The 25,777-nt window shown below is 64.7% G+C and carries 23 protein-coding genes and 1 pseudogene; 10 read left to right on the top strand and 14 right to left on the bottom strand.

Features of this window, described 5'->3' with window-relative positions:
• Nucleotides 1–63: 63 nt before the first annotated feature.
• The 3 genes from H8F01_RS02470 to H8F01_RS02460 all read right to left on the bottom strand — a co-directional run bounded on the left by H8F01_RS02470 (nucleotide 64) and on the right by H8F01_RS02460 (nucleotide 4,394).
• Complete coding sequence (locus H8F01_RS02470) at nucleotides 64–987, bottom strand: DMT family transporter (RefSeq protein WP_187057506.1); 924 nt, start codon at nucleotides 985–987, stop codon at nucleotides 64–66.
• 49 nt (nucleotides 988–1,036) lie between these two features.
• Entirely contained in the window at nucleotides 1,037–3,202 is a 2,166-nt protein-coding gene (locus tag H8F01_RS02465) for an AsmA family protein (RefSeq protein WP_187057505.1), read from the bottom strand.
• A 253-nt stretch (nucleotides 3,203–3,455) separates the two neighbouring features.
• A complete protein-coding gene (locus H8F01_RS02460; RefSeq protein WP_187057504.1) occupies nucleotides 3,456–4,394 on the bottom strand; it encodes a peptidylprolyl isomerase in 939 nt (312 codons plus the stop codon).
• A gap of 241 nt (nucleotides 4,395–4,635) precedes the next feature.
• Between H8F01_RS02460 and H8F01_RS02455 the strand changes: the two genes are divergently transcribed.
• The 4 genes from H8F01_RS02455 (at nucleotide 4,636) to H8F01_RS02440 (ending at nucleotide 8,159) form a co-directional block, all read left to right on the top strand.
• Complete coding sequence (locus H8F01_RS02455) at nucleotides 4,636–5,466, top strand: plasmid replication/partition related protein (protein WP_187057503.1); 831 nt, start codon at nucleotides 4,636–4,638, stop codon at nucleotides 5,464–5,466.
• A 142-nt stretch (nucleotides 5,467–5,608) separates the two neighbouring features.
• Nucleotides 5,609–7,324 carry a ubiquinone-dependent pyruvate dehydrogenase gene (gene poxB, locus H8F01_RS02450; protein ID WP_425490105.1) on the top strand — a complete coding sequence of 572 codons (1,716 nt, stop codon included), beginning with the start codon at nucleotides 5,609–5,611 and terminating at the stop codon, nucleotides 7,322–7,324.
• A 28-nt stretch (nucleotides 7,325–7,352) separates the two neighbouring features.
• Complete coding sequence (locus tag H8F01_RS02445; RefSeq protein WP_187059428.1) at nucleotides 7,353–7,610, top strand: hypothetical protein; 258 nt, start codon at nucleotides 7,353–7,355, stop codon at nucleotides 7,608–7,610.
• A gap of 336 nt (nucleotides 7,611–7,946) precedes the next feature.
• Nucleotides 7,947–8,159 carry a hypothetical protein gene (locus H8F01_RS02440; protein ID WP_238481119.1) on the top strand — a complete coding sequence of 71 codons (213 nt, stop codon included), beginning with the start codon at nucleotides 7,947–7,949 and terminating at the stop codon, nucleotides 8,157–8,159.
• A gap of 173 nt (nucleotides 8,160–8,332) precedes the next feature.
• On the opposite strand, the gene H8F01_RS02435 is transcribed toward H8F01_RS02440, so the two are convergent.
• Nucleotides 8,333–8,488: a hypothetical protein gene (locus H8F01_RS02435; RefSeq protein WP_187057500.1), complete on the bottom strand. Its 156-nt coding sequence runs from the start codon at nucleotides 8,486–8,488 to the stop codon at nucleotides 8,333–8,335.
• A gap of 299 nt (nucleotides 8,489–8,787) precedes the next feature.
• Between H8F01_RS02435 and H8F01_RS02430 the strand changes: the two genes are divergently transcribed.
• Nucleotides 8,788–9,993 carry an aminotransferase class V-fold PLP-dependent enzyme gene (locus H8F01_RS02430; RefSeq protein WP_187057499.1) on the top strand — a complete coding sequence of 402 codons (1,206 nt, stop codon included), beginning with the start codon at nucleotides 8,788–8,790 and terminating at the stop codon, nucleotides 9,991–9,993.
• A 24-nt stretch (nucleotides 9,994–10,017) separates the two neighbouring features.
• On the opposite strand, the gene H8F01_RS02425 is transcribed toward H8F01_RS02430, so the two are convergent.
• The 7 genes from H8F01_RS02425 to H8F01_RS02395 all read right to left on the bottom strand — a co-directional run bounded on the left by H8F01_RS02425 (nucleotide 10,018) and on the right by H8F01_RS02395 (nucleotide 16,970).
• Nucleotides 10,018–10,224 carry a dodecin gene (locus H8F01_RS02425; RefSeq protein WP_187057498.1) on the bottom strand — a complete coding sequence of 69 codons (207 nt, stop codon included), beginning with the start codon at nucleotides 10,222–10,224 and terminating at the stop codon, nucleotides 10,018–10,020.
• 119 nt (nucleotides 10,225–10,343) lie between these two features.
• Nucleotides 10,344–10,877 carry a hypothetical protein gene (locus H8F01_RS02420; protein ID WP_187057497.1) on the bottom strand — a complete coding sequence of 178 codons (534 nt, stop codon included), beginning with the start codon at nucleotides 10,875–10,877 and terminating at the stop codon, nucleotides 10,344–10,346.
• 293 nt (nucleotides 10,878–11,170) lie between these two features.
• Complete coding sequence (locus H8F01_RS02415) at nucleotides 11,171–12,667, bottom strand: DUF1254 domain-containing protein (protein WP_222615714.1); 1,497 nt, start codon at nucleotides 12,665–12,667, stop codon at nucleotides 11,171–11,173.
• A 51-nt stretch (nucleotides 12,668–12,718) separates the two neighbouring features.
• The gene (locus H8F01_RS02410; protein ID WP_187057496.1) at nucleotides 12,719–14,194 is read right to left on the bottom strand and encodes a DUF1254 domain-containing protein; all 1,476 of its coding nucleotides are present in this window, start codon (nucleotides 14,192–14,194) and stop codon (nucleotides 12,719–12,721) included.
• A gap of 166 nt (nucleotides 14,195–14,360) precedes the next feature.
• Entirely contained in the window at nucleotides 14,361–14,825 is a 465-nt protein-coding gene (locus tag H8F01_RS02405; RefSeq protein ID WP_187057495.1) for a hypothetical protein, read from the bottom strand.
• Nucleotides 14,826–15,406: 581 nt separating this feature from the next.
• Nucleotides 15,407–15,952, bottom strand: coding sequence for a DUF4142 domain-containing protein (locus H8F01_RS02400; RefSeq protein ID WP_187057494.1), 546 nt, complete (start codon nucleotides 15,950–15,952; stop codon nucleotides 15,407–15,409).
• A 481-nt stretch (nucleotides 15,953–16,433) separates the two neighbouring features.
• A complete protein-coding gene (locus H8F01_RS02395; RefSeq protein WP_187057493.1) occupies nucleotides 16,434–16,970 on the bottom strand; it encodes a carboxymuconolactone decarboxylase family protein in 537 nt (178 codons plus the stop codon).
• 130 nt (nucleotides 16,971–17,100) lie between these two features.
• Between H8F01_RS02395 and H8F01_RS02390 the strand changes: the two genes are divergently transcribed.
• The 5 genes and pseudogenes from H8F01_RS02390 to H8F01_RS02370 all read left to right on the top strand — a co-directional run bounded on the left by H8F01_RS02390 (nucleotide 17,101) and on the right by H8F01_RS02370 (nucleotide 21,446).
• Complete coding sequence (locus H8F01_RS02390) at nucleotides 17,101–18,018, top strand: AraC family transcriptional regulator (RefSeq protein ID WP_187057492.1); 918 nt, start codon at nucleotides 17,101–17,103, stop codon at nucleotides 18,016–18,018.
• 166 nt (nucleotides 18,019–18,184) lie between these two features.
• Nucleotides 18,185–19,261 (top strand): annotated as a pseudogene (locus H8F01_RS02385) (NAD(P)H-dependent flavin oxidoreductase); the annotation flags it as partial.
• Nucleotides 19,262–19,369: 108 nt separating this feature from the next.
• Entirely contained in the window at nucleotides 19,370–20,341 is a 972-nt protein-coding gene (locus H8F01_RS02380) for a LysR family transcriptional regulator (protein ID WP_187057490.1), read from the top strand.
• Between the two features lie 103 nt (nucleotides 20,342–20,444).
• On the top strand, nucleotides 20,445–21,155 hold the full coding sequence (locus H8F01_RS02375; protein ID WP_187057489.1) for an SDR family NAD(P)-dependent oxidoreductase: 711 nt from the start codon (nucleotides 20,445–20,447) through the stop codon (nucleotides 21,153–21,155).
• A 54-nt stretch (nucleotides 21,156–21,209) separates the two neighbouring features.
• A complete protein-coding gene (locus H8F01_RS02370; protein ID WP_187057488.1) occupies nucleotides 21,210–21,446 on the top strand; it encodes a tautomerase family protein in 237 nt (78 codons plus the stop codon).
• A gap of 48 nt (nucleotides 21,447–21,494) precedes the next feature.
• Here the strand turns inward: H8F01_RS02370 and H8F01_RS02365 are convergent, their stop codons facing one another.
• From H8F01_RS02365 to H8F01_RS02355, 3 genes are all read right to left on the bottom strand, one after another.
• Nucleotides 21,495–22,295, bottom strand: a complete 801-nt coding sequence (locus tag H8F01_RS02365; RefSeq protein ID WP_187057487.1) for an alpha/beta fold hydrolase — start codon at nucleotides 22,293–22,295, stop codon at nucleotides 21,495–21,497.
• A 71-nt stretch (nucleotides 22,296–22,366) separates the two neighbouring features.
• Nucleotides 22,367–22,738, bottom strand: coding sequence for a hypothetical protein (locus H8F01_RS02360; RefSeq protein WP_187057486.1), 372 nt, complete (start codon nucleotides 22,736–22,738; stop codon nucleotides 22,367–22,369).
• A gap of 168 nt (nucleotides 22,739–22,906) precedes the next feature.
• A complete protein-coding gene (locus H8F01_RS02355; protein WP_187057485.1) occupies nucleotides 22,907–25,717 on the bottom strand; it encodes a serine/threonine-protein kinase in 2,811 nt (936 codons plus the stop codon).
• Nucleotides 25,718–25,777: the final 60 nt, after the last annotated feature.

Here is a 25,777-nt window from a genome sequence, read left to right as displayed (position 1 = left end):
CGCATCCCGTCGCGGATCAGTCAGCCGAAGCCGCGGGGCATGGTGCCCGGTCGCGGCGGTGGCTTATTCAATCACACTGTGGCTTTCCGCGGTGCCCAGCAATTCGGGCTGGGAGGGCGGGGTCTGCTTGCGCGACAGCAGTGGATGGATGAACACGGCAGCGAGGATCACCGCCACGCCACCGTAAAACCAGCCGTCCAGCTGGCGCTGTTCGCCCAGCAGCAGAATGGCCAGCACGATGGCGTAGACCGGCTCCAGGTTGGTCACCATCTGCGTGCCGAAGGCCGTCATGTGGCGCAGCGCCACCAGCGCCAGCGCGAACGGCAACAGCGTGCAGCCGAACGACAGCACCAGCAGCAAAATGCCGTCATGCAGGCTGGGCAGCACGAAGGCCGGTCCGGGTAGCAACGGCGCGAGCAGGGTCAGGAACAGCGTGCCGGTGCCCAGCTCGATGCAGGTCACGGTCAGCGGATCCCCGTGTTCCACCAGCCGCTTGTTGAAGGCGCCGAACAGGGCTACCAGCAGGGCCGACACGGTGCCCACGACGATGCCCATGCGCATGTCCAGCGGCACGCCACCCACCACCATCGCTACACCAGGCACCACGGCCACGCCGATCAGCAGCTCGCGCGGGTCGAACTTGCGCCCGGCGATCCATGGCTCCACCAGCGACAGGAACACCGGGCCCAGCGCGATGCAGGTGGCACCCACCGAGGCATTGGCCAGCTTGATCGCGGCGTAGAAGGTAAGCCAGTGCAGCGACACCAGCACGCCGATGCCGGCATAGCCCCAGCGCAACTTCGCCGGCATGGCCTTCAGGCCGCGCCGTACCCGTGGAATGAGCAGCAGCGAACCGGCCACGAGCAGCGTGCGCCACCACACCAGCTGCAGGGCCGGCAGGGTGATCAGCTTGCCGAGAATAGCGGTGAAGCCCCAGAGCAGGACGCAGAAGTGGATCTGCCAGCGGGCCTTGATTGCCGGTTGCATGGTCGGACGTCGGAAAGAGGGCCCGACATTCTACCGTTGTCCCCCGGCATCAGTGCGCCGGGGTGGCCTTGGGTGCCGTCTTCGCCGGTAGCGGGGCAGGATGCGCCTTCGACGAGCCGCGCATCTGCTCCAGCACCGTGGCACAGGTGTTGTCTGGAGCGCCCCGGCTGGCGGCCACCAGCGGCAGCAGGGCGGCCACGGGGGCCGCGAAGATACCCAGTGCCACCGCGCCGCCGCCGCGCAGGATCAGCGGCCCCGGCTGCACCCCCACGTCCGGATTCTTCAGCGTGCCCTTGACGTACAGCGGTGAACGCAGCGACAGGATGCGCAGGCCCTTGGATGCCGGCCTCACATCGAGGTCCAGCTTCTCGCTGGCGAAGTTGACCGTGCCGTTCACGCGGATGGTGGCGTCCTCGGTATCGAACACGAACAGGCGGGTGTCATAGAGGCCGTTGGTGGCGGTCAGGTCGGAGGCGGCGCAGTTGATCTTCACCGTCTTGTCGCCGAACAGCTTGGCGATGACGATGTTGGCCACGTTGAGGCCGGCTGTTTCAAGCAGCGTCTTGCTGATCGCGCCATCGTTCATCAGGAGCTTGAGCTCGCCGGTGGACGTGCCCATCAACTCGGCCACGGAGTTGCCGCGCGCATCCAGCGCCGCGTCACCGTTGATTTCGCCGAAGCTGGTGCTCATCGGCTCGAAGGTGGGGAACAGCTCCTTCAGCTTCAGATGGCGCGCCTTGAGCCGGATGGTGCCCTTCATCGGCGTGGTGCTGCCGTCCAGATGCAGGTTGCTGGCCACCTTGCCACCGGCCAGATCGAAGTCCAGCGGATCAAGCGTAAGCACGCCGTTGTCCATGATCACGTGGGTCGACAAGGCATTGATCGGCAGCTGTGCTTCGCGCTCGATACGGGCAGCGCTGAAAGTGACATCGGCGTCCATGGCCCGCCAGCGATCGGTGCGGAAGGGCTCCACCGGCAGCACCTTGTCGGCCGGTTGCGGCGTGGCATCGCCGCGTTGCTGCTTCTGCGCATTGCTGTCCGCGCCGATCAGCGGCGCCAGGTCGGCGAAGCGCAGCAACTGGGAACTCAGCGTGCCGCTCAGCTTCGGGCGTGCACCGCCGGTGTCGAAGGTGAGGCTGCCCGAGAGATCACTGCCACCCACGCGCCCGCGGAAGTGGTCGTAGGAGAAATGACTCGCCCCGCGCTTCAGGTTGGCGCGTAGATGTCCCTCGGTGGCATAGGGCGGCGTATCGGGCAGGGTCACGCCAATCAGCGGATACAGCTTGGCCATGCTCGTGCCCGAGAACCACAGGCGGATGTCGAGCGCGGCCAGATGCAGCGGATCGGTCAGCGTGCCCACCAGCGCCATGTGCGAATCGCCGATGTGCACGTCGGCCTGCAACGGGAAGGGCTGGTCGGTCTGCTGCAAGGCCAGCACGCCACCCGTTTTGCCATTACCATCCACCGTCAGGCCCTGGTATTTACCCACGGCTTGCCACACGAACTGATAGGCGGCGTTGGTCTTGCCCGGTTCATTGCCCTCCTTGTCAGCCTGCTTGGCCAGTGCGGTCTTCGCGCTGGCGCCCACGGTTTTCGAAGCCTGTTCGCGGGCATCGCTCGACTGCTGTGCAACGATCTCACTGTAGGGAATGGCACGCTGCAGCGTTTCCATGGTGATCTGCAGGTTGCTTTTGGTTATCGCGTCATTGAGCGTTACGTGGCCGCGATCGAAGCCGATGGCATGCAGATCCAGCTGCCACGTCGACGACGAGCCGCTGTCGGCAAGGTCGAAATTCCAGTTGGCCTGGCCCTGGGCATTGCGTTCCAGGTCGATGCTGGGCTGGGTGAGGTACAGCACCGGAATTTCCACGCGATGCGCAAGCAAGGGCAGGGGCGCGAGGCGGAAGCGCAGCGCTTCCAGTTGTGCGAACAGGGGTTGGCTGGCGCCATCGGGGTTGCCGACGCGAATGTCCTGCGCGACGAACTCGGGCCACGGAATCCAGCTTCCGATGCCGCTGGCGCGTCGTTCGCGCTGCCAGCGCACGCTCAGGTCGCCATTGATGGCAAAGGGCCGACCGATGGTCTGGCTGACCTGCGTGTTGATGGTGGGCTTGAGCCGGTTCCAGTCGAAGGTGGCGATCACGATCAACAGCACCACTATCAGCGCCACACAGACACCGATGATCCACGACACGATTTTCCAGACCCGCGGCATGCCTCACTCCATTGCGACCACGCAGGCATCCTGACCGCCCAAGGGGTGAAGATCGCGTGGTCTTGGGGTGTAGCGGTAAGGCAATATTCACGCAGCCCGCGTTGATTCAGTGGCAAAAGCCACCCGTGGCTGCAACAGGCGCGTCACGCTGCCATTCGTGGATCGAACATGAACCTGAGTGTGGCAAAGCGCCGGATGCAGGCCTGGCGTGCCGCGAGAACGTTGCCGCCGGAGGCGGCAACGTTCCGTAGCATCAATGCGCCGCCTTGGCGTCGCGTACGGGAATGCTCAGGTTGCACACGTCGATCTTGCCGGTGGGCAGGCGATAGAAATCGTCGACGCGATTGCGCTTGGCCTCCACCAGCGCGGTGAAGGTGGCGCTGTCGGTGCGCAGCACTTCCACGTTCGGCCGCTCACCGGCCGGCAGGTCGGACGCCAGGCGCACGGAGCGGATGGTGATGCGCTGCTCGGGTTTCTCGTAGAAGCCCAGCGGGCCGGTGCCGCGCGGCAGGCCCGACAGATATTCCATGCCTTGCAGCACGCGGCCCACCAGCGCGATGTTGCGATCCAGCGTGCGCGGGGCCTGGCCGATCACCGCATACAGCTCGCTGCCGCTGCCGGTTTCCGGATCGATGTCGCGACCCACGCCCACCATGCCGTAGCAGTGCGTCAGCCATTCCTGTTGATGGGCCTTGTCGCGCGCCACGGGGAAGCCCTCGGAAAAGCCCACCTCGGGCGCATAGAAATCGCCGTCCTTGAGGGCGGTGAAGGGCAGCTTGGCATCGTACGGGCGGGTGTATTCGGGCGGCAGGCGATCCTTGGCCGAACCTAGCGGCTTGAGCTTGCTCTTGTCGTTCCCCTCGTCCTCGTTGGCCGCATCGCCCCACTGGGTCACGAAGTTGTCCTGCACGCGTTCGATCACGAGCCCGTCGTAATAGTGTTCGTGCGCCATGGTGCGGATATTGGCCACGTGCAGCGGCGTGAAGTCCGGCGCCAGCTCGATCAGCACGCGCCCCTGCGGCAAATCCATCACCATCAGGTTCTTCGGATCGGGCGTACGCCACTCCTGCGGCTGCGACTTGGCGAGCAGCTCCTTGGGCGTGGGCGTGTGGGCGGGCTTCGCTTCGTCGGCCACGGCAATCGCGGGCAGCGAAACGGCAAGTGCAAGGGCAAGGCAACGGCGCAGCAGCATGGAACTCCCCCTGGATGGAAAGTCCGAAGGTAGCAGAGCAGGGAATCTCGCGCCTTCCCTGTAGGAGCGCACTTGTGCGCGATCGGCTGGGAGCCATGGCTGCCCGGGGAGGCCAGCAGCGCACGAGTGCGCTCCTGCAGGAGGGGGGCGGCGAGTGCACGTTCGCTCCGCCAATGCAAGCCGCGAAACGCGGGCCGGGGTTCTCTACAATGCGACCCCTTTGCCGTATCAGCACGTACCCATGGACATCGTCGTCAACGAAGAACTCAAGGCCTACATCGATCCGCTGACCCCGGACGAACACGAGGCGCTGGAACGCAGCCTGCTGGCTGAAGGTTGCCGGGACTCGCTGGTGCTGTGGGGCAATGTGCTGGTAGACGGCCATAATCGCTACGGCATCTGCAAGAAGCACGACCTGCCGTTCAATACGGTGCAGAACACGCGTTTCCAGTCCATGGAAGACGTGCACCTGTGGATGATCGAGCAGCACCTGGGACGTCGCAGCGTGTCCGATTTCCAGCGCGGCGTGCTGGCGCTGCGCAAGCGCGAGATCATGGCCGAGCGCCGTTCCCGCGCAAAACAGCTTGTGGACGAAGCCGCCCCGGCGCCCGTGGTCGAGGCCACGCCGGATGCGCCGGCGCCGATGCCTGCAGAGGCACCTGCGAAAGCCGAACCCTTGCCCAGCCGCCAGGACCTGGCGCGCGAGGCACGCCTGAGCAATAACCAGGTGGTGATGATCGAGAAGATCCAGAAGCAGGCCGCGCCCGAAGTGGTGGCCGCCGTGAAATCCGGCGTGCTCTCGATCAACGCCGCTGCCGCGGTGGCCAGCCTGCCGGAAGAAGAACAGCGCGCCGCGGCTGTTGCGGGCGACGACGAACTCAAGCAGGCGGCCAAGCGCGCACGCGACGCCAAACGTAAACCGAAGAAAGAGCCGGAAGCCGGTGGCGACGAAGACCTGCCCACGCTGCGCCGCCAGGTAGCGGAGCTGACGGCGGAAGTGGCCGAGTTGAAAGCCGACAACGAAGCCTTGCGTGAACAGCTCGCGCGCTGGGAGCGCTCAGCCAGCGAGTAGCGCCAGCTGCGCGGGTGCGCCGCTGCGCCCGGTGGGTCTGACGCCTCTGTCACGAGGCCATCGCCATACTCGAAAGAACGACGGCCGGTAACGGTTGCGTTCTTCCATCCTCTCAAGGATCCGGGTTATGGCGAACACGAAAGTGGCTGATGTCCTGACGGAAACGCTGCACGTAGCGGGTGTGCGGCGCATCTACGGCGTAGTGGGCGACAGCCTCAACGGCATCACCGATTCCCTGCGCCGTCGTGGCGACATCGACTGGATCCATGTTCGCCACGAAGAAACGGCGGCGTTTGCCGCCGGTGCCGAAGCACACCTCACGGGCGAGCTGGCCGTATGCGCAGGCAGTTGCGGCCCCGGCAACCTGCACCTCATCAACGGCCTGTTCGATTGCCATCGCTCACGCGTGCCCGTGCTGGCCATTGCGGCGCACATTCCCAGTGCCGAGATCGGTCGCGGCTATTTCCAGGAAACGCACCCGGAGTCGCTGTTCCGCGAGTGCAGCCATTACTGCGAGCTGGTATCGAGCGCAGAGCAGCTGCCCGGCGTGCTGGAGAGCGCGATGCGCGCAGCGATCGGGCTGCGTGGCGTGGCCGTGGTCATCATTCCCGGCGATGTCGCGCTGCGCGAGTTGAACGCAAAACCGTCAGCAGGTGCTTCCATTGCCTTGCGTCCGCCCGTAGTGCGCCCGGCCGACGCGGATGTCGATGCACTTGCACAATTGCTCAATGGCAGCGGCAAGACCACCTTGCTGTGCGGTCGCGGTTGCGCCGGTGCGCATGACCCGCTGGTGAAGCTGGCCGAAACGCTGAAGGCGCCGATTGTGCACGCGCTTGGCGGCAAGGAACATGTCGAATACGACAACCCGTACGACGTCGGCATGACCGGCCTGATCGGTTTCAGTTCCGGTTACCACGCCATGCTGAACTGCGACACCTTGCTGATGCTGGGCACGGATTTTCCGTATCGCCAGTTCTACCCGACGGACGCGAAGATTGCCCAGGTGGACCTCCGTGCCGAGAACCTGGGGCGCCGCGCGCGGCTGGACGTGGGCCTGGTGGGTGATGTGGGTGCCACTATCGAGGCCTTGTTGCCCCGGCTGAGGCCGAGGACGGAGAGGGCGCACCTCGACGCCTGCCTGGCGCACTACCGCAAGGCGCGCGAGGGCCTGGACGATCTGGCCACGGGCCAGCCGGGACGCAAGCCCATCCATCCGCAGTACCTCGCCCGCCTGATCAGCGAGGCCGCCGCCGACGATGCCGTGTTTACCTTCGACGTGGGCACGCCCTCGATCTGGGCAGCGCGCTATCTGGCCATGAACGGACGGCGACGGATGATCGGTTCGCTGGTGCATGGCTCGATGGCGAATGCGATGCCGCAGGCGATCGGCGCGCAGGCGGCGTTTCCGGGCCGGCAGGTGATCAGTCTTTCCGGTGACGGCGGTTTCTCCATGTTGATGGGCGACTTCCTCACGCTGGTGCAGCACAAGCTGCCGGTGAAAGTGGTGGTGTTCAACAACCACACGCTGGGCTTCGTCGCACTGGAAATGAAGGCCGGTGGCTATCTGGAAACCGGCACGTCGCTGGTGAATCCGGATTTCGCGGCCATGGCGCGCGCCATCGGTGTGCATGGCATACGCGTGGAAGATCCGGGCGATCTGCCGGCAGCGGTGAAGGACATCCTGACTCACGACGGTCCGGCTTTGCTCGATGTGGTCACCAACACGCAGGAGCTGGCGCTGCCGCCCAGCATCAAGCTGGAGCAGGCCAAGGGTTTTGGCCTTTGGGCATTGCGCACCGTGATCAACGGGCGCGGTGACGAACTGATCGAACTGGCGAAGACCAACCTCTTCCGTTGATGCGCGTTACCGTCATGCGGCAGCATGAATGTGCGCCAATGCGCAGGTTATTGCTGCTGGCGATGGAAAGCCCAGCAAGGTCATCAGCAGCGCAGCGACGTCATCAGAACAGGGGGCAGCATTGCCAGGCACACGTAACGGAAAACGCAGCGGCGTGCTGTTCATCGCCGCGGGATGCATGTTCTTGCTCGCTGCCGCCATCGGCAGATTCGTGGTGTTCGGCGGCGTCGGTGTGCTGTTTGTTGTCCTCGGCGCCTCGACCTTGGCCAGGGCGGTACGGAAGTGAGTGGCCGTGGCGTGGCGATGAACGCCAGCTGATGCCGCAAGGACGGCGGCAGGCTGTTCAGGGTCGCGCTCGGGGTGCGGTTTGGCCGTCCGGATCGAAGGATGACAGTGCGCGGTCTGCAGGGAACGCCGCCGAACGTGCCGCAAACCGCTGGGTTGTGGGCTGAACAGCCCGACGACGGCTGGGGGCATCCAGGCGCAGGTACCCGTTTTCTGGGGCGCTTGCCGGGCCCGTGCATCCGCTCGGCATGAAATGCGACAGAAAGGAAGCGATGCAACGGTGGGTCAACCGTGTCGAGGCGTGGTGCTTGTGCGTTATTCCAGAGAACAACTGGCCGTGAAGTTTGCAGAGCTCGATACCGAGCTGTGCCGTCTCGCTTCCCTCGACGCACCCGAAGAGGATCTGTGGGCGGCATTCGAGCAACTGGTGCACGTGCCCGCGATAACCATCGACCAGGCAGACCGTCGCTGGTGGTGGGAGCAGGTCTACGCCACCATGGAGCGCCACGCGCTTACCGAGTTGAGCCGAAGGGTTTCCTCCGCGCGCTGATCAAGCGGCAACGTGGGGCGATCCATCTTTCGAAGCGAACTCGTCGTCTTCAAGCGCACGCCCTTGCGCTCTTCGGGCCCCGGGATATCCCGGGGCTCATTCTTCAGGGGTTCCGTGCGACCAGCCTTCCCGACGTGCCGTGATGGACGTGGCGCTGCGCATGGTCCGCTCGCTCAGCCGGCCGGCTGCGTGGCGGTGGCTGCCGGTGCATTGCTTGCCACGGAAGCGGGGGTGAAAGCCGGTGCGGTGATCATGGCGCCCAGCGTCAGCACGCAGACCAGCAGGCAGGCGGCGAACAGGCTATGCAGCATCAGGTTCTCGAATTTCATGATCGTTCTCCTTGAACAGGGTTGAGTGGCTTTCACTGGATAGATGGCAAGCCTCGTGCCAACCGTGCCGATGGCTGGAAACCCGCGCCGTTGTGCCGTTTTTCTGTTGCGCTCCGCGCACCTTCGAGTGTCCGCGGACGGTGTCCGGACAACGCGGCATGGACGCCGGACACCCACTGTCCGCAAGCAGTGCGCAAATGTGCAGGTGAGGTGAAAGCAGGTCCGGTGCGCCAGGTAACTCGAGCATGCTGTGCTAGGTTTGCGGGCTTCCGTCATGCCGGTAACAAGGAATATCCACCGTGTCGCACCTTCCCTCGCCGTTGCTGCCTCGCGAATGGTTCGACATGCCCGCTGGGGTGTACTGGTTCTCGCACTGCAAGGATGGCCCGCTGCCGCGAGCGTCCGCTGCTGCTGTGCGCGCGCTGATGGAGACGGAGCTGCGTCCGTGGGAGGTGCGCTGGAGCGAGGACTTCCTCGACGTACAGCGCTCGCTGCGCCAGGTCGGTGCCACGCTGCTGGGCGTGGTGGAGCAGGACATCAGCCTGGTGACCTGCACGTCGAGTGGCCTGGAAGCGGTGGCGCTGGGTTATCCGTGGCAGGACGGCGACGAGGTGTTGCTTCCGCTTGGCGAATTTCCGAGCAACCGCCTGCCGTGGCTTGCCCTGGCGCGTCGCGGCGTGGATTGCAGGGAAGTCCCATTGTGGGAAGGGCAGGCGGCGCCGGTTACCGCCGCTCCCGTGGCTGGCATGACGCCCGAGCAACGTCTGCTGGAGGCCATTGGCCCGCGCACGCGCATCATGGCGGTGTCGTGGGTGCGCTATCAGGACGGCGTGCGACTGGATCTGGAAAAGCTCGGCCGAGGCTGCCGCGAGCGCGGCGTGCATCTGGTGGTGGATGGCATCCAGGGCGCGGGCACGATGGTTGCGTCGTTCGAGGGCGTCAGCGCCTTTGCCACCGGCGGACATAAAGGGTTGCTCGGCCTGCAGGGGCAGGGGCTGCTGTGGACTGACCCGGCGTTTCGCCAGCAGCTGCTGCCGTTGGGCACGTGGCTGTCCGCGCCGGATGACTTCTCGCAGGGTGGTACACAGTCGCAGAGCGACGAGCTGTGGGCCGCCGATGGCCGGCGTCTGGAGGCGGGTAGCCCGTCGATCCTGTCGTGTGCCGCGCTGGCGTCATCGCTGCGCCTGCTGGTGGAGTGTGGCGGCACGGCGGCGCTGCAGAGGCATATCGTGTCGCTGCAACGCGCCTTGCTGAGCAGGCTCGCGCAGGATGCGCGTTGGGCTGCAGAGGCTGCGCGACTGGATGCCCTGGTGCGTGCGGACCAGCTGGGGTCCACCCTGTCGTTTGCCTTGCCGACAAGGCAGAGCGACGAGCTGCTGCGCACCGCCCAGATGCACGGCATCAGCACGAGCACGCGTGAGGGCTATCTGCGCATCGCCTTCCACGGTTGGCATGGGGCGACCGACGTCGAGCGCTGCGCCGCGTGGCTGCTTGGCACTGCGTGAACGGGGCCGCGGGTGGTGGGCTGGCTATTCGAGGGTGAAGCCCACTTTCAGCGTCACCTGCCAGTAGGCCACCTTGCCGTCGTCGACATGGCCGCGGGTTTCGATGACATGGAACCAGCGGATGTTGCGCACGGTCTTGGAGGCGTGTTCGATGGCCGTGCGGATGGCGTCGTCGCAGCTGATCTTCGACGAGCCGGTGAGCTCGATGGACTTGTAGACGTGCTCGGACATGCGCATGGCCTCCGTGGGGCCCAGCAGGATTGCCGGACTTCTTCACTGCATACCTTCCCCTGCCAACGAGGTGTGAAGGCGAGGGAGAGCGTCCCGGTGTCGTGCCTGGCGGGGCGGCTTCAGCGTGCCGCTTCGCTCGCCGCACTCGTCGCCGCAGACATGGGACCCAGGAACATCGCCTTGAGCCTTGTCGGGCCGATCACGCGGCCAAGTTCAGCGAACACGCAGTAGTTGAAGATCAGCACCAGCAACAGGATCTCGATGGCCACGAAGTGGGCCCAGTTCGTTTCCGTCAGCAGCTGGTGGTTGGCCGTACCGATGTCGTGTGTTTCCTTCCAGAACTCGTGCAGGCGTTCCAGAAAGTGGATGAAGGTGGCAACGATGGTATAGATCACCGTTTTCCAGGCTGCATTCCAGATCAGCGGCTTTTCCGGGAAGCGGTTGATGAAGGGCAGCATGTTGGCCAGCAACACGGCCTTGCCCAGGATCAGTGCGGAGATGATCACGGTGGCAAACGTGGGCAGCGAAAGCCCCGTGCCCCGTGTAAGCAGGGCGCGTATGAGCAGAACGAGATTCAGCGCGACGAAGAAAAAGATGGTCGGCGGGAGCATCTTCAGGAATTCTTCTTTGATCTTGGCGGTAGCCTTGCCCATGGTCTGCTCCGGAGAAGTCAGTGTCGCCAGTCTTTTGGAGGAACAGGGGCGGCTCGTGTCTGGCAAGAGGCGTCCCGTCGTGTGCCGGCCCGGGGAAGGGGGCTAACCCCTGTATTTCATCCGTTTGGACGTCCGCCGGACCAGCGAATATCTACGGGAAAGCGCGTAGGTAATTCCGCTTAAGTACACGACGATGACAACGTCGATGCGCTGGCTTCGCCCGGACGCGCAGAGAAACCCGGCTGGCCGGAGTCTCACCAAGTTACCCTGGAAAGATCCCGGCCCCGGCCGGCTTACTTGACCAGCTCGATATCGTCCACCTTCCAGCTCTTGTCGAAGAAAGGCTGCAGCGGGCCATAGAAGCGCATGATGGTGAACCAGCCCTTGTTCGGCACCGTTTCCACCCAGTTCTTTTCCTTGCCGGCCGGGGCTTTGGGTCCGAACCAGATGTCGTACGAGCCATCGGCGTTGGCGGTGGGGCCGGTGTACTGGCTCACGGTGGGGAACTTCTGGCCATTGCGCAGCATGGACCGGCTGACAGCGTCATACACCACCACGGACCAGAAGTTCTTCACCGGGACATTCGGCGGGACATGCAGGTGGTAGCTCTTGCCGCCATCGAGGTAATCGCCGTGCTTGTCGCGCATCGACCAGATGTACTGCGAGCCCACGCCCACGGCTTTCGATGCCATGGCCGGTGACATGCCGATGGCGGAATAGGCGAAGCCGGCACGGCGATCGGCATTGACGTAGCCCTGGGTATCCCAGGTGGCGCTGCCGCCAATGAAGGTCCACTCCCAGCGGCGATCGGGATACACCAGGCGCTCGGGATCATTCGAATCGAAGCCGTTTACGCGTGCGTACGCACCGCCTACCTTCGCCGCTTCGGCGAGCACCTTGCGTTGTGCATCGCCAGGCTGGAATGCCTTGCCGCTTTCGATGCCGATGCTCGCCATGGCGAAGCGGTCGGAGGTGGTGAAGATGTTGGCCGGTTCTTCCTGGGCGATGCGGCCCAAGCTGGCAAAGTAGTCGTAGGTGTCGTTGAAGACCGTATCGATCTCCTTGCCCGAGCCATTGATGAAGGTCTGCTGCGGTGGATGGGCGGCATCGGCGAGCGCATAGATCCGCGTCTTTTTCATGAGCGCGACGGCCTCGTCGGTTTTTCCTTCGACGAGAAAGCCGCGCACGCCAAACACCACGTGGTTGGTTTCCGAGTGGCCGACGATGTATCCGGAAGGCACGCTGCCGCTGTAGCCCGGCGGCAGCAGCAACACCTTGCCGCCCTGGCCCTTGTCGGCGCCCGGCGGGCCGATGCCGATGATTTCGGTTTGACGGATATCGCTGAAGCCGCCCAGCATCTTCGGGGGCACTTCGATCACCACCGGCCCCTTGCGCAGATCGATGGCGGCCAGACCGTAGACGGTTTCGGTGTTGCCCGTCAGCAGCAGGGTGTTCGCATCCATCAGGTTTTCCCAGATCACCATCTGGTTGGGCTGTTTGCTGCCGGCTTCCGCGACGCCTTTCCACACGGCATACCAGGACACCGTCGGCATCTGCGCCATATAGACATCGATGGCGCGATTCAGCGTGACGGCATCCCGCAGGCGGGTGGTGGTTTCCGGGGTGGGATAGCCGCCCTTGAAGTCCAGCGCGCCATAGGGCGTCTGGATATGGTCGTTGTCCAGCCAGCCGTGCGGATTCGCGCTCTGCGCAAACGTGCCGGTGGAGGCGAAGGCCAGCAACACGGCGCTGGCGACAAGGGTGGGTTTATACGCGCGCATCGACCACATGGGAGGCGTCCTTCTCGGAAGATGGGGCAGGTGAAGCGTCATCGGTGGTCGTCAGTCGACGGACTGGATGTCTTCCAGTGACCAGCTCTTGTCGAACCACGGCTGCAGCGGGCCGTACAGGCGGAAAATCAGGAACCAGCCCTTGCCGGGAATCGTCTGGATCCAGTTGGCCGCGTTGGCCGGCCGCTTCGGCGCGAAGTAAAGATCGGTGCTGCCATCGGCGTTGAGCTTCAGGCCATGGGCGCTGGACAAGCTGGGGAATTGCGCGTCGGTCTGCAGCATGGAGCGCGTCTGCGGGTCGTAGATCACCACCGACCAGAAATCCTTGACAGGTACGTTGGCGGCAACATGGAGCCGGTAGGTCTTGTTGCCGTCAAACGGGTTGCCCTTGGCGTCCAGATTGGCCGCGGCGTACTGCGAGCCGATGCCCGGCATGGCGATGGCCATCGCCGGCGTGTCGATGGTGGCGGCGTAGAAGAACATGGTGCGCGCATCGAAATTCCGCGCGCCATCGTTGAGCCACTCGTAGCTGCCGCCGATGAAGGGTGTGTTCCAGTGCTTGCCGGGGTAGATCAGTGCCGCCTCGTTGCGGCTGCGGAAGTCGATGGCGCGCGCCGTGGCGTTGCCGATGGCGGCGCCGTCGGTGAGGATCTTCTTCATGCGCGCATCGGGCGCCCACGGCCTGCCCTTCACCATGCCGATGGACGCGAACAGGCCGGTCATGTCCGGGCCATAGGCGCCCGCCGGTTCCTCCTGCACGATCTGGTTGATCTCGTCGTAGAACTGGATGTTGTTGGCGTGCACGGTGTTCATCACCTTGCCCGACAGGTTGATGAAGCGCGTGGCCGGCGGCTTGGCCACCTTGGCCAGGGGATACACGCGCAGGCCCTGCTTGAGGCTGGCCACGCCCGGCCGGGTATCGCCATCCTTCATGAAGGCGCGACCGAACAGCAGGTTGCCGAACGTCGGCGGCCTGATCACGAAATAGCCCGCCGGAATCTCGCCCTGGTAACCCGGCGGCACGAACAGGTATTTGCCGCCTTTGCCCTTGTCGGGGCCCGCGTTGCCCATGTCGGTGACGTAGCGGAACCAGAAATCGTCCACCACGCCAAGGATGTTCGGTGGCGTCTCCACTACCATCGGCCCGTTCTTCAGGTCCATCCAGTTCCAGAAGTAGATGGTTTCACTGTTGGCGGTGAGGAACAGTGACTTCGAATCCATCAGTGTCTCGAACACGCCGACCGTGCTGTCGACTGCACCGACTTCGCGCAGGCCTGCGCGGATGGAGGCCATCGATGCGCCGGGAATGGCGTTGAGGAACACCTCGGTGGCGCGGATGGTGTCGAGGTTGTCGTAGATCCTGGTGGTGCTTTCCGGCGTGGGTACGCCGTCATCGAAGTTGATCTTGCCGATGCTGGTCTGCACTTCCGCAGGCGTGGTGATCTGTGGCGGGATCGGCGTGGTCATCTTCATGCGCGGCGGCGCATCTGCAGCGCTGGCATTCAACACGCAGAGGGAGGCGGTCATTGCCGCGCACACGGATACGTAAAGCGCCAGCCGTCTCGCCTTCATCGCCCACCTCGCAAGGATGATCACACTGAGCGATGTTTGCTGACGCGTCGGGGCTGGACAATCGTGGAACTACTCGATCGACATGAGTAGAACTACTGGGCTAACGTGTGATCCCGGGCCATCAGTGCAGCCGCGGCTTGCCCCGGCGTGAGGCCCGCACAGCGCGCTGCACGTCAGCCCAGCGGCCCAGGCCTTCTTCCGGCCAGAGCGGGGCATCGTTGTCGTCGAGGATCTTGCCGGGAAGGATGTGCACGTGGACGGCATCCATGGCGCGCATGACCTCCATCACCTCCTCGAGTGGCTGGTCGTCATCGATCTCCACGGTGAGAATGGCGCTGCCCATGTCGGCGGGATCGGGTGACGCCTCGGGACCGCGCAGGACGTGTTTTGCTCCGTCGCGGCGGCCCTGGTGACTGACGCTCGATACCACACTGGTGGGGGCGCTGGCGCTGGCAGGTGAGCCATCCACGCTTTCGTCGCACTGCACGACACCCTTGCGGCGATACAGGCCGCATGACATCAACTTGGCGAAGGCGGAGGCGGCAGCAAACTGACTGCCGAACCTGGCGACGATGAGGCTGCTCATGGTGTTCTCCCTGCGCAATTGGCAATGAGTGGGGAGCCTTGCATCGCCAGCGTTAACGCAACGGCGTCGCGCCGTGACCGGCACTGACAGAAGCATGAGTGCCCACTGAATGCAGGCTCCTGCATACGCGCAATCATGACGCGGGCTGAACACGCGGCGGCATTAGACACCACGAACACCGTTATGGGTGTAAGTGTTGTAGCGCCACGTGCCCGAGCGGTCGCGTGTATGTGTTCCCACGCCCACGGAGGTAAGAGACATGGTTTCTTCGACAATGAAATTCCTCACACCGCTGGTGCTTGCAGCGGCTGCGCTTGCGGGTTGCGGCAACCAGGGCGGTGAAAATGCCGGCACGCCACCGCCCGCTCCGGTGAGTACCGCCGCGGCCCCGTCTCCTGCCATGCCTGCACCGTCGCAAACCGCTCCTGCGCCTGCGTCGACGGCGGCTCCGGCCTATCCGCAGAGTTCGCCAGCACCGGCAAGTACGACGCACTGATAGCGGTCTGCTGGCACGACCTCCAGCCTCTGGCATTCGCCGGGGCTGGAGGTCTTTCATTGCGTCACTCGGATGGACGGAAACTTCAGGGCGTGCCCAGTGGTGCATGGGTATCCATCGCCCGTGCCATCTGGAGGTGATGTCGCAGCGTAGGTAGGGTCTTGCTGGCAAAAGCCCGCACGTTCGGATCGTTGCTATGCGTCGCGTCATCGAACAATTCGATGGCCTTCTGGTGCCCGCCGATCATGGCCGAGGCATACGCTTTGTCGAACTCATCACCGTTCAGCGACTGCAGTCGCTCCATCAGTGCGGAATCGGGTGCCTTCTGCACGACAGGCTCATGCTCGTTGGCTGCGAGCGCAGCGAGCTCCTTGTTGGCGGCGGCATGATCGTCGAGCAGTTGCTGGGCGAGAGCCCGCGTACGCGGTGACGACGCCTTGCGCACCGCGAGCTGGCTGATCTGTACCTCCATGGCCCCGTCGCGGGACGCCCGTGTGAAAAACTCCTGGTCCGAGAGCGGGCTCTGCGTCGCGGATGACTGGCCGGACGTGGCTGCCTGCGCCCATGCGTTTCCCGCCATTGACGCGGATACCAGGCATGTTGCGGCGAAGATGAAGGACAGTCGTTTCATGGTTGCCACCTTCCTGTTGCGAAAGGAACGAGTGGCCATGATCGTGGACCCTGGGAAATGCGTTCGCTGTTATCACCACGTGTTTGTGGCCTTGTTATGACGATATGTCGCCTGAACAGGCGTCGTGCAGCCATCGAGGCCGATCCATGCTGACACGTGTATCAAAACACCAACGTCGCCCTAACGCAGCGATGACTTATGCAGCGGCGTTGGTGACTAAGCTGGGCTCTCTGCATAACGGAGGACAGCCATGCCTACGGGTTACCAGTGCGCTTATGCTCCCTGCCAGTGCTACGTCGACAAGCAGGGCGAGTTCTGCAGTTCCCACTGCCGGAAGGCCCATGCCTCGGGCAGCCTGGAGCAGCAGTGCCAGTGTGGCCATCCGGCATGCATGGGCCGTTCCGAAGAAGACCAGGACGGATCAGGCGGTTGACTCGCTCTCGCCGGGCCACGATTTTCATGGTGGCCCGGCGAACGCAAGTCACGCAGCCTTGGGAAAATCGACCACGGTGTCGTTGACCCGATTGAACATGTTCGTGAACAGGATCGCGCTGATGGCCTGGATGGCTTCCACGATCTGTCGATCGCTGTAGCCGGCGTCCTTCACGCTTGTCACCGCACTCTCAGGCAGCGTGCCACGGGTCGTCACCAGGGTCAGGGCGAACTTGATGAGTGCATCAACCTTGGTGTTTCCCTCCAGTCCGCCGTTGCGAATCTGGTGAATCTGTTCGCTCGTGTAGCCAGCCATCTTGCCGGTCATGGAGTGGGCTGCCAGACAGTAGTCACACTGGGAGGCCTCGCTCACCGCCAGGTTGATCGCCTCCAGTTCCAGCGAGGAAAGTTCACCCTGCTTGAGCAGCGCATTGGTCTGCAGCAGGTTGGCGAGCACCTGCGGTGCATGCGTGCCGATGGCGGCATAGGCATTGGGTACCTTGCCTACGGCCTTCTTGATATTGGCGAACAGCTGGGCCGAGGCTTCGGGCGCTTCGGCAATGTTGATGGTGCTCAGACGGCTCATGGCATTGACTCCTCGATGATGGGTTTGCAAGTGGGCGGGTGAAACCTCGACCATGGGGACATGGTAGGCAGGCGCCATGGGCGCTTCCGCACATGCGCGTCTCAACTATTTGCCCGGGAGTCTCAGACCGATGGATGGCCTCGATCGACTGGTGGAAGCCATCGCGCCGACCGGCAGCGTGGAGCTGCAATGCCGTTTTGCCGGCGAATGGTCGCTGGATCATCCGCCTGCGCCACCCAATCACCTGCCATACCACGTGATCCTGGGCGGGAGCGCCGAGCTGGAGATGGATGGCCAGCGTACGGCCCTGCAGAAGGGCGACGTGTTGCTGTTTCCCTATGGCGACGCCCACATCATGCGCAGCCGGTCTCCAGCCGGTGAGCAGCGCAGGCCGGCTTCACGCGAAACACGCCGGCTGCGAGGCAGGGTGACTCTGGTGGAACGCTCCGGCGACGGTGAAGCGCTGGATATGTTGTGCGGACAATTCACCCTGGCAGGCGCGACGGATGCGCTGTGGACAGGGCTGCCGAGCGTGCTGCATCTGCGTGCCGGGAATGGCGAGGCGTTGCCCGATCTGGTTCGTCTGCTGCGCGATGAAACCGCAAGCGCGCAGCCCGGCGGGCAGGGCGTGATCCGCATGATCACCGGGGCGATGTTCACGCTGATGCTCCGCAGCATGACGGGTCAGGGCCAGTGGCAGCTAGGCATCCTCGGGCTGCTCGCCAACCCGCGCATGGCAGGCGTGGTCGATGCCGTGCTGAAGGAACCGACCCATGCGTGGACTTTGCAGAACCTTGCCGAGCTGGCGCATACCTCACGAGCCAGCTTTGCACGCCATTTCAGTGAAACGGCGGGCGTCACGCCGATGGACTGGGTCAATGGCGTGCGTCTGGGCCTGGCTGCGCGATCGCTGCGCGCGGGCAAGCTTTCTGCAGGGCGGGCCGCCGAACTGGCCGGTTATGCCTCGGAGGCGGCTTTCACGCGTGCCTTCAAGGCACGTTACGGCAGCAGTCCGGGTGCCTACGGTCGGCAGTACGTGAAATCCTGAGTCGACCGGAACAGTGATCAGGCCGCCGGAGCCCCGGCAGGCCGCGACTCATGGCTATCCGCCGGCATTCTTGCATCGCGCGGAAGGCTGATCGCCGTAATGCAAGTCTTCGACAGGACATCGCAGGCGCGTAGAGTGATCGTGTCCCCACGAAGCGGAGCGATCGGTCATGGCAAGCAACGCGTCTTCTTCACTGCTGGCTGCCCTCGGCATCAGCGTGCCCATCGTCCAGGCGCCCATGGCAGGCGTGTCATCGCCTGCCATGGCGGCGGCGGTGAGCAACAGCGGCGGGCTGGGGTCGCTCGGTGTGGGAGCGATGACGGCGGCGAAAGCGCGGGAGGCGATCCATGCCTTTCGCCAATCCAGCGAAGGGCCGCTGAACATCAATCTTTTCGTGCACCAACCGGCCCATGCGGATGCGGCGAAAGAAGCCGCATGGCTGGCGCGACTGGCACCGGAGTTCAGTCGTTTCGATGCCAGGCCGCCGGTGTCGCTGAAGGAGATCTACACGTCTTTCCTCGTGGATGACGACATGCTGGCCATGCTGGTGGACGAACGGCCGAGCGTGGTGAGCTTCCATTTCGGGTTGCCGCGTCCCGAGCAGGTCAAGGCGCTGCACGAAGCGGGCATCTTCCTCATGGGCAGTGCGACCAATTTGCATGAAGCGAAGGCCCTGGAAGGGGCCGGCATGGATGCCATCGTTGCGCAGGGCTATGAAGCCGGTGGCCATCGCGGCGTGTTTGATCCGAATGCGGAAGACAGCCAGCTGGGCACCTTCGCCCTGACGCGCGTGCTGGTAGAGAGCCTGCGTATTCCCGTGATAGCAGCGGGCGGCATCATGGATGGCGCGGGCATCGCGGCGGCGCTGAAGCTGGGTGCGGCGGCTGCACAGCTCGGTACGGCATTTGTAGTGACGGATGAGTCACTCGCCGATGCGGGTTACCGCAAGGCCATGGCCAGTGAAGCCGCGAATGCCACCGTGATGACCCGAGCCGTATCCGGGCGGCCCGCGCGCAGCCTGGCCAGCCTGTTCACGCGGCTTGGGGCATCCGTGCCGGCAGCGGACATTCCGGATTATCCGATCAGCTACGATGCGGGCAAGGCGCTGAACGCCGCTGCGCGAGCCGCCGGAGAAGCCGGTTATGGCGCGCACTGGGCGGGGCAGGGAGCCCCACTCGCGCGGCCGATGTCTGCGCAGGCGTTGATGCGCACCTTGATCAACGAATGGCGGCTGGACAGCTAAAGACTTCAGCGCGAGCGCTGAAGTCTTTAGCTCGACGCTAGGCGCGAGCCGAAGGGATGTAGGAGACTGCCGGCCACGGCCTGCAAGCCGCTGCCCGGAGAGTGACCCGTGGATCGCATCGATGCCATGAAGGTGTTCGTCGCTGCCCTCGACGAGGGCAGCCTTGCTGGCGCGAGCCGGCGTACCGGGCGCTCTGCCGCTGCCGTGAGCCGTGCCATCGCCTTTCTCGAAGCGCATGTGGGCGTGCCGTTGCTGCACCGGACCACGCGCTCCATCAAGCTGAGCGAAGCGGGCGAGCGCTACGCCACAGCGTGCCGCAAGGTGCTGGCGGAACTCGATGAGGCAGATCGCCAGGCCGCCGGCGAGCGCTCCGTGCCGCGCGGCACGCTCACCATCTCGGCCACCGTATTCTCGGGGCTGGAAATCCTGCGTCCCATCGTGGATGCCTACATGGACGAATTCCCCACGGTGAACGTGCGGCTTCATCTCCTGGAGCGCCCGGTCAACCTGGTCGAGGAAGGCATGGACCTGGCACTGCGCATCACGCATCTGGCCGACTCCACGCTGGTGGCGCATCGTATCGGCGAGGTACGTCGCGTGGTTGTGGCTTCGCCGCGCTATCTGGCGACGCATCCGCAGATCGCCGAACCGGCCGATCTCGGCAAGCAGCAGATCATCGCCATGGCGCACATGGGCATGGATTCGTGGAGTTTTCCGCCGCTGGATGGTTCGTCCATGTCGCGCACCGTATCGTTCACCCCGCGGCTGGTGGTGAACAATATTCGCGCCGCGATCGATTCGGCCGTGGACGGTCACGGCGTGACACGCCTGTTGTCGTATCACGTGGCACCGGAGATCCGGCAGGGCAAGCTGAAGGTATTGCTCGCCGGCGACGAACCTCCTCCGATCCCGGTGAACATCGTATCGCCGTACGGACGCCTGTCGGTGCCCAAGGTGCGCGCGTTTGTCGACTTTGCCCTGCCACGCCTGCGCACGCGCTTCGCCAGCCTGGCGGCGGATGCCGAACTTGCGGGCGACCCGCCGATTCCACCGCGCCGCGGAAGAGTGTCTGCCCAGTAGCAGGGATTCGCTTATCCCCTGCAGGCTCCTAGATTGAAGTGGTCGGCGAGAGACGCCGGACAGCACACGCTGGCCCAACTTCCATCTACGAGAGATCCATGCCATGAGCAACCAGCAGAAAGTCGTCATCATCACCGGTGCATCGCAGGGTATCGGCGCAGGCCTCGTCAAGGCATTCCGCGACCGCAACTACCGCGTCGTGGCCAACTCCCGCTCCATCACGCCGTCCAGTGATCCGGAGGTGCTTACGGTGGCTGGTGATATCGCCGATCGTGCTGTGGCCGCGCGCATCGTCAAGGAAGCGGTATCGCGTTTCGGTCGCGTCGACACGCTGGTGAACAACGCCGGCATCTTCAGTGCCAAGCCGTTTACTGGTTTTACCGCGCAGGACTATGCCGACAATATCGGCGTGAACCTTACCGGCTTTTTCCACATCACCCAGCTCGCCATCGCCGAAATGGAAAAGCAGCACAGTGGCCATGTCGTAAGCATCACCACCAGCCTGGTCGACCATGCCATTGATGGCGTGCCTTCCGTACTGGCCTCGATGACCAAGGGTGGTCTCAACGCGGCGACGAAGTCGCTGGCCATCGAGTATGCCAAGCGCGGCGTGCGCGTGAATGCCGTGGCGCCGGGCGTGATCAAGACGCCGATGCATGCACCGGAAACCCACGGCGCGCTGGCTGGCCTGCACCCGGTCGGTCGAATGGGCGACATCGCCGACGTGGTCGATGCGGTGCTCTATCTCGACAACGCCGCCTTCGTGACGGGCGAGATCCTGCACGTCGATGGCGGCCAGAGCGCCGGTCACTGATTCCAGACTCGGGGTGGGCATGGTGCCTGCGCCGCATCCAACGAGGAGAACGTCATGCCTATGGTCAACATCCAGATTACCCGCGAGGGTACGGGCCCGGGCCGCAACGCCGCCACGGCGGAAGAAAAGGCGGCGGTGATCAGGGGCGTCAGCCAGGTGCTGCTTGATGTGCTGAAGAAGCCGATGGACTCCACCTTCGTGGTGATCGAGGAAGTGGGGCTTGCGAACTGGGGCTGGGGTGGGTTGCCGGTGCCCGAGTTGCGAAAGCGACTATCGGCGGAAAAGAAGTGACTTCAGAGGGCGCCCACAAGGGCGCCCTCTGCGTATGCGCTGAGTGAATCAGGACTCGCGCGGGAGGCGATCAAGCGTCGTCACGACCAGACCAAGCACCACCTCGGGCTGTTCGCGATGGGGCACGTGGCCGCACTGTTCGAGGATGGCCGTGGAGCCGCCGGTGAGCTGCGCGATGCGCTGCGGATGCAGGACAGAGCCGTATTCGTCCAGATCGCCATGAATGGCCAGCACAGGGCAGGCGACGCGCCCCAGGTCATCGTCCAGACGCCAGTCGGCGAAGTCGTCGGCCAGCCAGGTATCGGTCCACGCGTGCAGCACCCAATCGGCTTTGTCGCCGTGGTACTTCGTCAGTCGGTCCACCTGTCCCGGCTGGCGGAAAGCTTCCCTGGCGTTGCCGATGCCACGAAGGGTGCGGTCCTCGACGAATGCCTGCGCGGACTCGGTGATCAGGGCCACGCAGCCATCGCGATGCGCCCCTGCGCAGGCCACGGCCATGCCGCCGCCCACGCTGTGGCCGAAGGCAATGAATCTGCCGATGCCCAGTGCTTCGCGCAGGGCACGGAAGTCGCCATGGGCTTCATCATGGATGAAGGTAGGGCGCAACTTGCCCGGATGCGGATCGGACTGGCCGAAGCCCAGCCGGTCATACGCGATCACCGTGCGGCCGGTGGCTCGCGCCAGCCTTGCGGGAAAATCACGCCATAAGGCCACGCAACCCAGCGAATCGTGAAACAGCACGATGGGTGGTGCAGCGGAGGCATGGCCGTTTTCGGGTTGCCACGAGCACACATGGAGTGTGCCGTTGGGTGTGTCTATCCGGCGGTCCTGGGTGAAGCCATCGGTCATGGGGACGAAGAGTGCAGGGCGGGACGCCGATTATGGCAGCGGCGCCGTGCACGGGTGCCACGTTCCCGGCGCTACAGCTCCACCGTCATCGCTGGCGGTGACGGTGTGGTCTCAAAGCGCACCGACGCATCGAGCGGACACATGAAGCGGTCGATGGCACCGACGATGCCGCTGATATCGTCGAAGGAATGACTCAGCCAGCGCGAAAGCTTGCCCACGCGTAGATGCGGATCCCATGCCGTGGGCCGATCCATCTGAAGGATGTCGCGGGTATCGAAGGCGACCTGATCCAGGCCCGGCGCCCGCAGGCAATACTGGTGCGTCAGTGGTTCGAGTTGGGTGGGGTCTTTGCCTCGGAGGCGCAGTTCGGCAACGCTGAATTGCCACTCGTCGCCATGAAAGACATGAATCTCGTTGTGCGGTACGAAGTGTGCTGCAAGCATGGGCGTTCTCCGGCAGACAGGCCGCATGCCCTTCATCGGGTTCCGCGGCGAGATGCAGGAAGGTTGCGCCTGTCGTTGCGTCCGCCCCATAGGACGAGTCTTAAAGTGCCGGCCACGCGATCGGAGCGACGCTGCCGAACCGCTGCCGTGATCCGCTCTGTTTGAGCCTCAGCGCGAGGCCAGCCCCCGGTCCGCCAGCAGATGTTCTGCCAACGCGCGATCCACGTTCGGACCCGCTTCGACGCGCGACAGTGAGGCCCTGGCGTCGGCGCGAAGGCGATCCGGCGTGACGCGATCGCCCAAGGCTGCGTCGACACGTGCAAGGTCTGCCGCAAGGCGTGCCACCAGCGCGGGTGTTTCCGGCGAGGCAGCGCGCGCGTTGGCAAGCGTGCCATCCAACTGCTGCGCGGCCTCCCGGTTCCGGCCTAGCGACTGCAGGATGTCGCCATAGAGCAGGCCGGCGCGGATGGCCTTGTCCGATGCGTGGTCGGCCAGCGTGGCGTACATGTCCACGGCCTGTGCGGCAAGGATGGCGGCGTGTTCGTGCTCGCCGCGGGCCTCCATCAGTTCGGCCTCGACGGCGAGCGCGAATGCCGTGTCGGGATGGGCGTCGTGATGTCGCTGACGGTCTTCGGCAAGCGCGTTGTCCAGGCTCCTGCGCGCGTCATCCAGGTTGCCGCGGGCAATGAGGATCTCGGCGAGGCAGGTCAGGTCGTAGCTGCGGCCATTGTCGGCGTAGTCGACGCCAAGCAGGCGCTGCCTGCGCTCGATGGCATCGCGCATGCGGCTTTCGGCTTCGTCATATGCGCCCTGACGGAAACGCAACTTGCCGATGTTGCCGATGCTGGTGGCTTCGGTGAGTGCCGGCGCGGGTGTCAGCGCCCGGTCGATCGCCAGCGACTTGGTGTAGAACGCATACGCTTCGTCATACCTGCCTTCGAGGAAATACACGGTAGCCAGGTCATTGAGATGCCATGCCGTATGCGCATTGGGGTGGGTGTAGGCGCTGGTGTCGATGGCAATGGCATCGCGCATCAGCTGTTCGCCTTCGCCATAGCGACCCAGACGCATCAGGGCCGAGGTGAGGATGGCCATGGTATCCGCGACATCGGCATGCCTGGCGCCGAGATGGTCGCGCTTGCGCGCCAGGGCTTCCTGCAGCAGGGGCTCGGCGCGCTCGGGGTGGCCGGCGTCTTCGTAGATCCAGCCCAGGTTGAGTGCGGCTTCGGTGAGTGCCTCGCTGTCCGCTGGCAGGCTGCGACGCGCGAGGGCCACGTCCTGTTCGCCGATCGCCATGGCCTTGGATGAATCGCCGACGCGTTCGTCCAGGCCGGCCAGCCAGGCAAGGGCCTGTACCTCGTCGGGCGAATCGTGGTTCGGGCCGGCCTCGAACGCGTCGATGGCGGCCTGCAGACGGGCGGCCGCCTCGCGGAACCGGCCCAGCTCGTCGGCTTCCTTGGCGAGCAGGTATTCGATATGCAGCGTGCGGCGGTCGACGGCGCCGAATTGTGACCTTGCCAGCGCGGCTGCTTCTTCCAGCGGTTGCCAGGCCAGTTCGGGGTGGCCGCTGCGTCGTTCGAGATCGCCGAGCAAGGCGAGGATCTCGGCGCGCAGTGCGGGCTGCGTGGCGAAGTCGCGGTCGGCGCGTTCGCGTCCGCGCGTGAGAAGTTCCCTGGCCGTTTCGTTGGCCTCGGTGCCGTGCGCCGAACTGTCGAACAGGCCTTCAAGGAAGGTCTTCAGCGCGTCCGCGCGCCGGGCTTCGCTGGATGCCGCGATGGCCTGCGCGCGTGCTTCCCGGGCGGATTCGCGCGCCAGGTTCGCCTCATGCAGGCCCACCACGGTGGTGCCGGCAAGCAATACCGCGATGATGGCGCCGACGGATACGGCCAGCGCATGCCGCCTGGCAAATGTCACCGCGCGATAGGCCCACGTGTCCGGGCGCGCCTGCAGTGGCATGCCGTCGAGATAGCGCTGGATATCCGCGCTCAGCGCCGCCGCGCTGGGGTAACGACGCACGGGATCGGGCCGCGTGGCTTCCAGCACGATGGCGTGCAGGTCGATGCCGAGCTTGCTGCGCAGCGCCTCGTCGTCGAACACGGACGAGCGGATATCGGTGTACGCATCGACGCGATGCGGCTGTTGCTCACCGAGCAGCTCGCCAAGCAGGATGCCCAGCGCATACACGTCGATGGCCGTGGTTGCCACATCGCCCACCAGCTGTTCGGGCGCCGCGTAGGAACGGGTCAGCCGACGAGCTTCGGTACGCGTGTACTCGGCCTCGCCCGTGAGTAGCTTGGCAATGCCGAAGTCCACGAGCTTCACGCAGCCATCGGTCGCCACCAGCACGTTGTTCGGCTTCAGGTCGCGGTGCACGATCAGGTTGCGATGGGCATGGTCCACCGCCGCGCAGACGTCCATGAACAGGGCAAGGCGCTCGCGCGTGTTCAAGCCGCGAAGCGCGCAGTGCGACAGCAGATCGTCCCCGGCCACGAACTCCAGCGCGAGGAACGGCGTGCCGGTGGGGGAGAAGCCCGCGTCCAGCAATTGCGCGATATGCGGATGCTGCAACCGGGCCAGGATGTGCTGTTCGCGCAGGAAGCGCCGACGCTCGTCGGCATCGTGCACATCGATGCGCAACAGCTTGAGCGCCACCGTCTGCGGGCCGCCGGGCAATTCGCGTTCCGCCTCGAACACGCTGGCCATGCCGCCGGCGCCCACGAAACGCAGCACGCGGTAGCCATCGATGGCCGGCAAGGCATCGGGCTCATCACCCGTGAGCCCGGGCAGCCATTGCTCCATGCCGCGTTCCAGCGCTTCCACGCCGGGCGCGTTGTCCAGTGCTTGCGCCACCAGTGAACGCAGGGTGGCGTCGTGGCAGTGCCTGCGCAGCCATGGCTCCCGTTCGGCGACAGGCACTTCGAACAGCTGGTCGATCAGAGGTTCGATCTCGTGCCAGCGTTGGGCAAACGCGGAAATCATCGGCGGCGGGTGCTCACGGACGGTTCTATTCCTTTAGCGGATTCAGGAGGCCCGATCCGA

This window comes from Dyella telluris, assembly GCF_014297575.1.
GTDB lineage: Bacteria > Pseudomonadota > Gammaproteobacteria > Xanthomonadales > Rhodanobacteraceae > Dyella > Dyella telluris.
The sequence above is the reverse complement of the archived record's forward strand: the minus strand, read 5'-3'. Positions and strand labels throughout refer to the sequence as shown.

What these genes read in the sequence shown, in the direction of transcription:
- H8F01_RS02365 (WP_187057487.1), bottom strand. Translation starts at nt 22,295, where the DNA reads ATGACCGATGGCTTCACCCAGGACCGCCGGATAGACACACCCAACGGC.
- H8F01_RS02390 (WP_187057492.1), top strand. Translation starts at nt 17,101, where the DNA reads ATGGATGGCCTCGATCGACTGGTGGAAGCCATCGCGCCGACCGGCAGC.
- H8F01_RS02420 (WP_187057497.1), bottom strand. Translation starts at nt 10,877, where the DNA reads ATGGGCAAGGCTACCGCCAAGATCAAAGAAGAATTCCTGAAGATGCTC.
- H8F01_RS02400 (WP_187057494.1), bottom strand. Translation starts at nt 15,952, where the DNA reads ATGAAACGACTGTCCTTCATCTTCGCCGCAACATGCCTGGTATCCGCG.
- H8F01_RS02355 (WP_187057485.1), bottom strand. Translation starts at nt 25,717, where the DNA reads ATGATTTCCGCGTTTGCCCAACGCTGGCACGAGATCGAACCTCTGATC.
- H8F01_RS02410 (WP_187057496.1), bottom strand. Translation starts at nt 14,194, where the DNA reads ATGACCGCCTCCCTCTGCGTGTTGAATGCCAGCGCTGCAGATGCGCCG.
- H8F01_RS02445 (WP_187059428.1), top strand. Translation starts at nt 7,353, where the DNA reads ATGTGCGCCAATGCGCAGGTTATTGCTGCTGGCGATGGAAAGCCCAGC.
- H8F01_RS02370 (WP_187057488.1), top strand. Translation starts at nt 21,210, where the DNA reads ATGCCTATGGTCAACATCCAGATTACCCGCGAGGGTACGGGCCCGGGC.
- H8F01_RS02415 (WP_222615714.1), bottom strand. Translation starts at nt 12,667, where the DNA reads ATGTGGTCGATGCGCGCGTATAAACCCACCCTTGTCGCCAGCGCCGTG.
- H8F01_RS02435 (WP_187057500.1), bottom strand. Translation starts at nt 8,488, where the DNA reads ATGAAATTCGAGAACCTGATGCTGCATAGCCTGTTCGCCGCCTGCCTG.
- H8F01_RS02465 (WP_187057505.1), bottom strand. Translation starts at nt 3,202, where the DNA reads ATGCCGCGGGTCTGGAAAATCGTGTCGTGGATCATCGGTGTCTGTGTG.
- H8F01_RS02360 (WP_187057486.1), bottom strand. Translation starts at nt 22,738, where the DNA reads ATGCTTGCAGCACACTTCGTACCGCACAACGAGATTCATGTCTTTCAT.
- H8F01_RS02425 (WP_187057498.1), bottom strand. Translation starts at nt 10,224, where the DNA reads ATGTCCGAGCACGTCTACAAGTCCATCGAGCTCACCGGCTCGTCGAAG.
- H8F01_RS02395 (WP_187057493.1), bottom strand. Translation starts at nt 16,970, where the DNA reads ATGAGCCGTCTGAGCACCATCAACATTGCCGAAGCGCCCGAAGCCTCG.
- H8F01_RS02460 (WP_187057504.1), bottom strand. Translation starts at nt 4,394, where the DNA reads ATGCTGCTGCGCCGTTGCCTTGCCCTTGCACTTGCCGTTTCGCTGCCC.
- H8F01_RS02375 (WP_187057489.1), top strand. Translation starts at nt 20,445, where the DNA reads ATGAGCAACCAGCAGAAAGTCGTCATCATCACCGGTGCATCGCAGGGT.
- H8F01_RS02405 (WP_187057495.1), bottom strand. Translation starts at nt 14,825, where the DNA reads ATGAGCAGCCTCATCGTCGCCAGGTTCGGCAGTCAGTTTGCTGCCGCC.
- H8F01_RS02470 (WP_187057506.1), bottom strand. Translation starts at nt 987, where the DNA reads ATGCAACCGGCAATCAAGGCCCGCTGGCAGATCCACTTCTGCGTCCTG.
- H8F01_RS02455 (WP_187057503.1), top strand. Translation starts at nt 4,636, where the DNA reads ATGGACATCGTCGTCAACGAAGAACTCAAGGCCTACATCGATCCGCTG.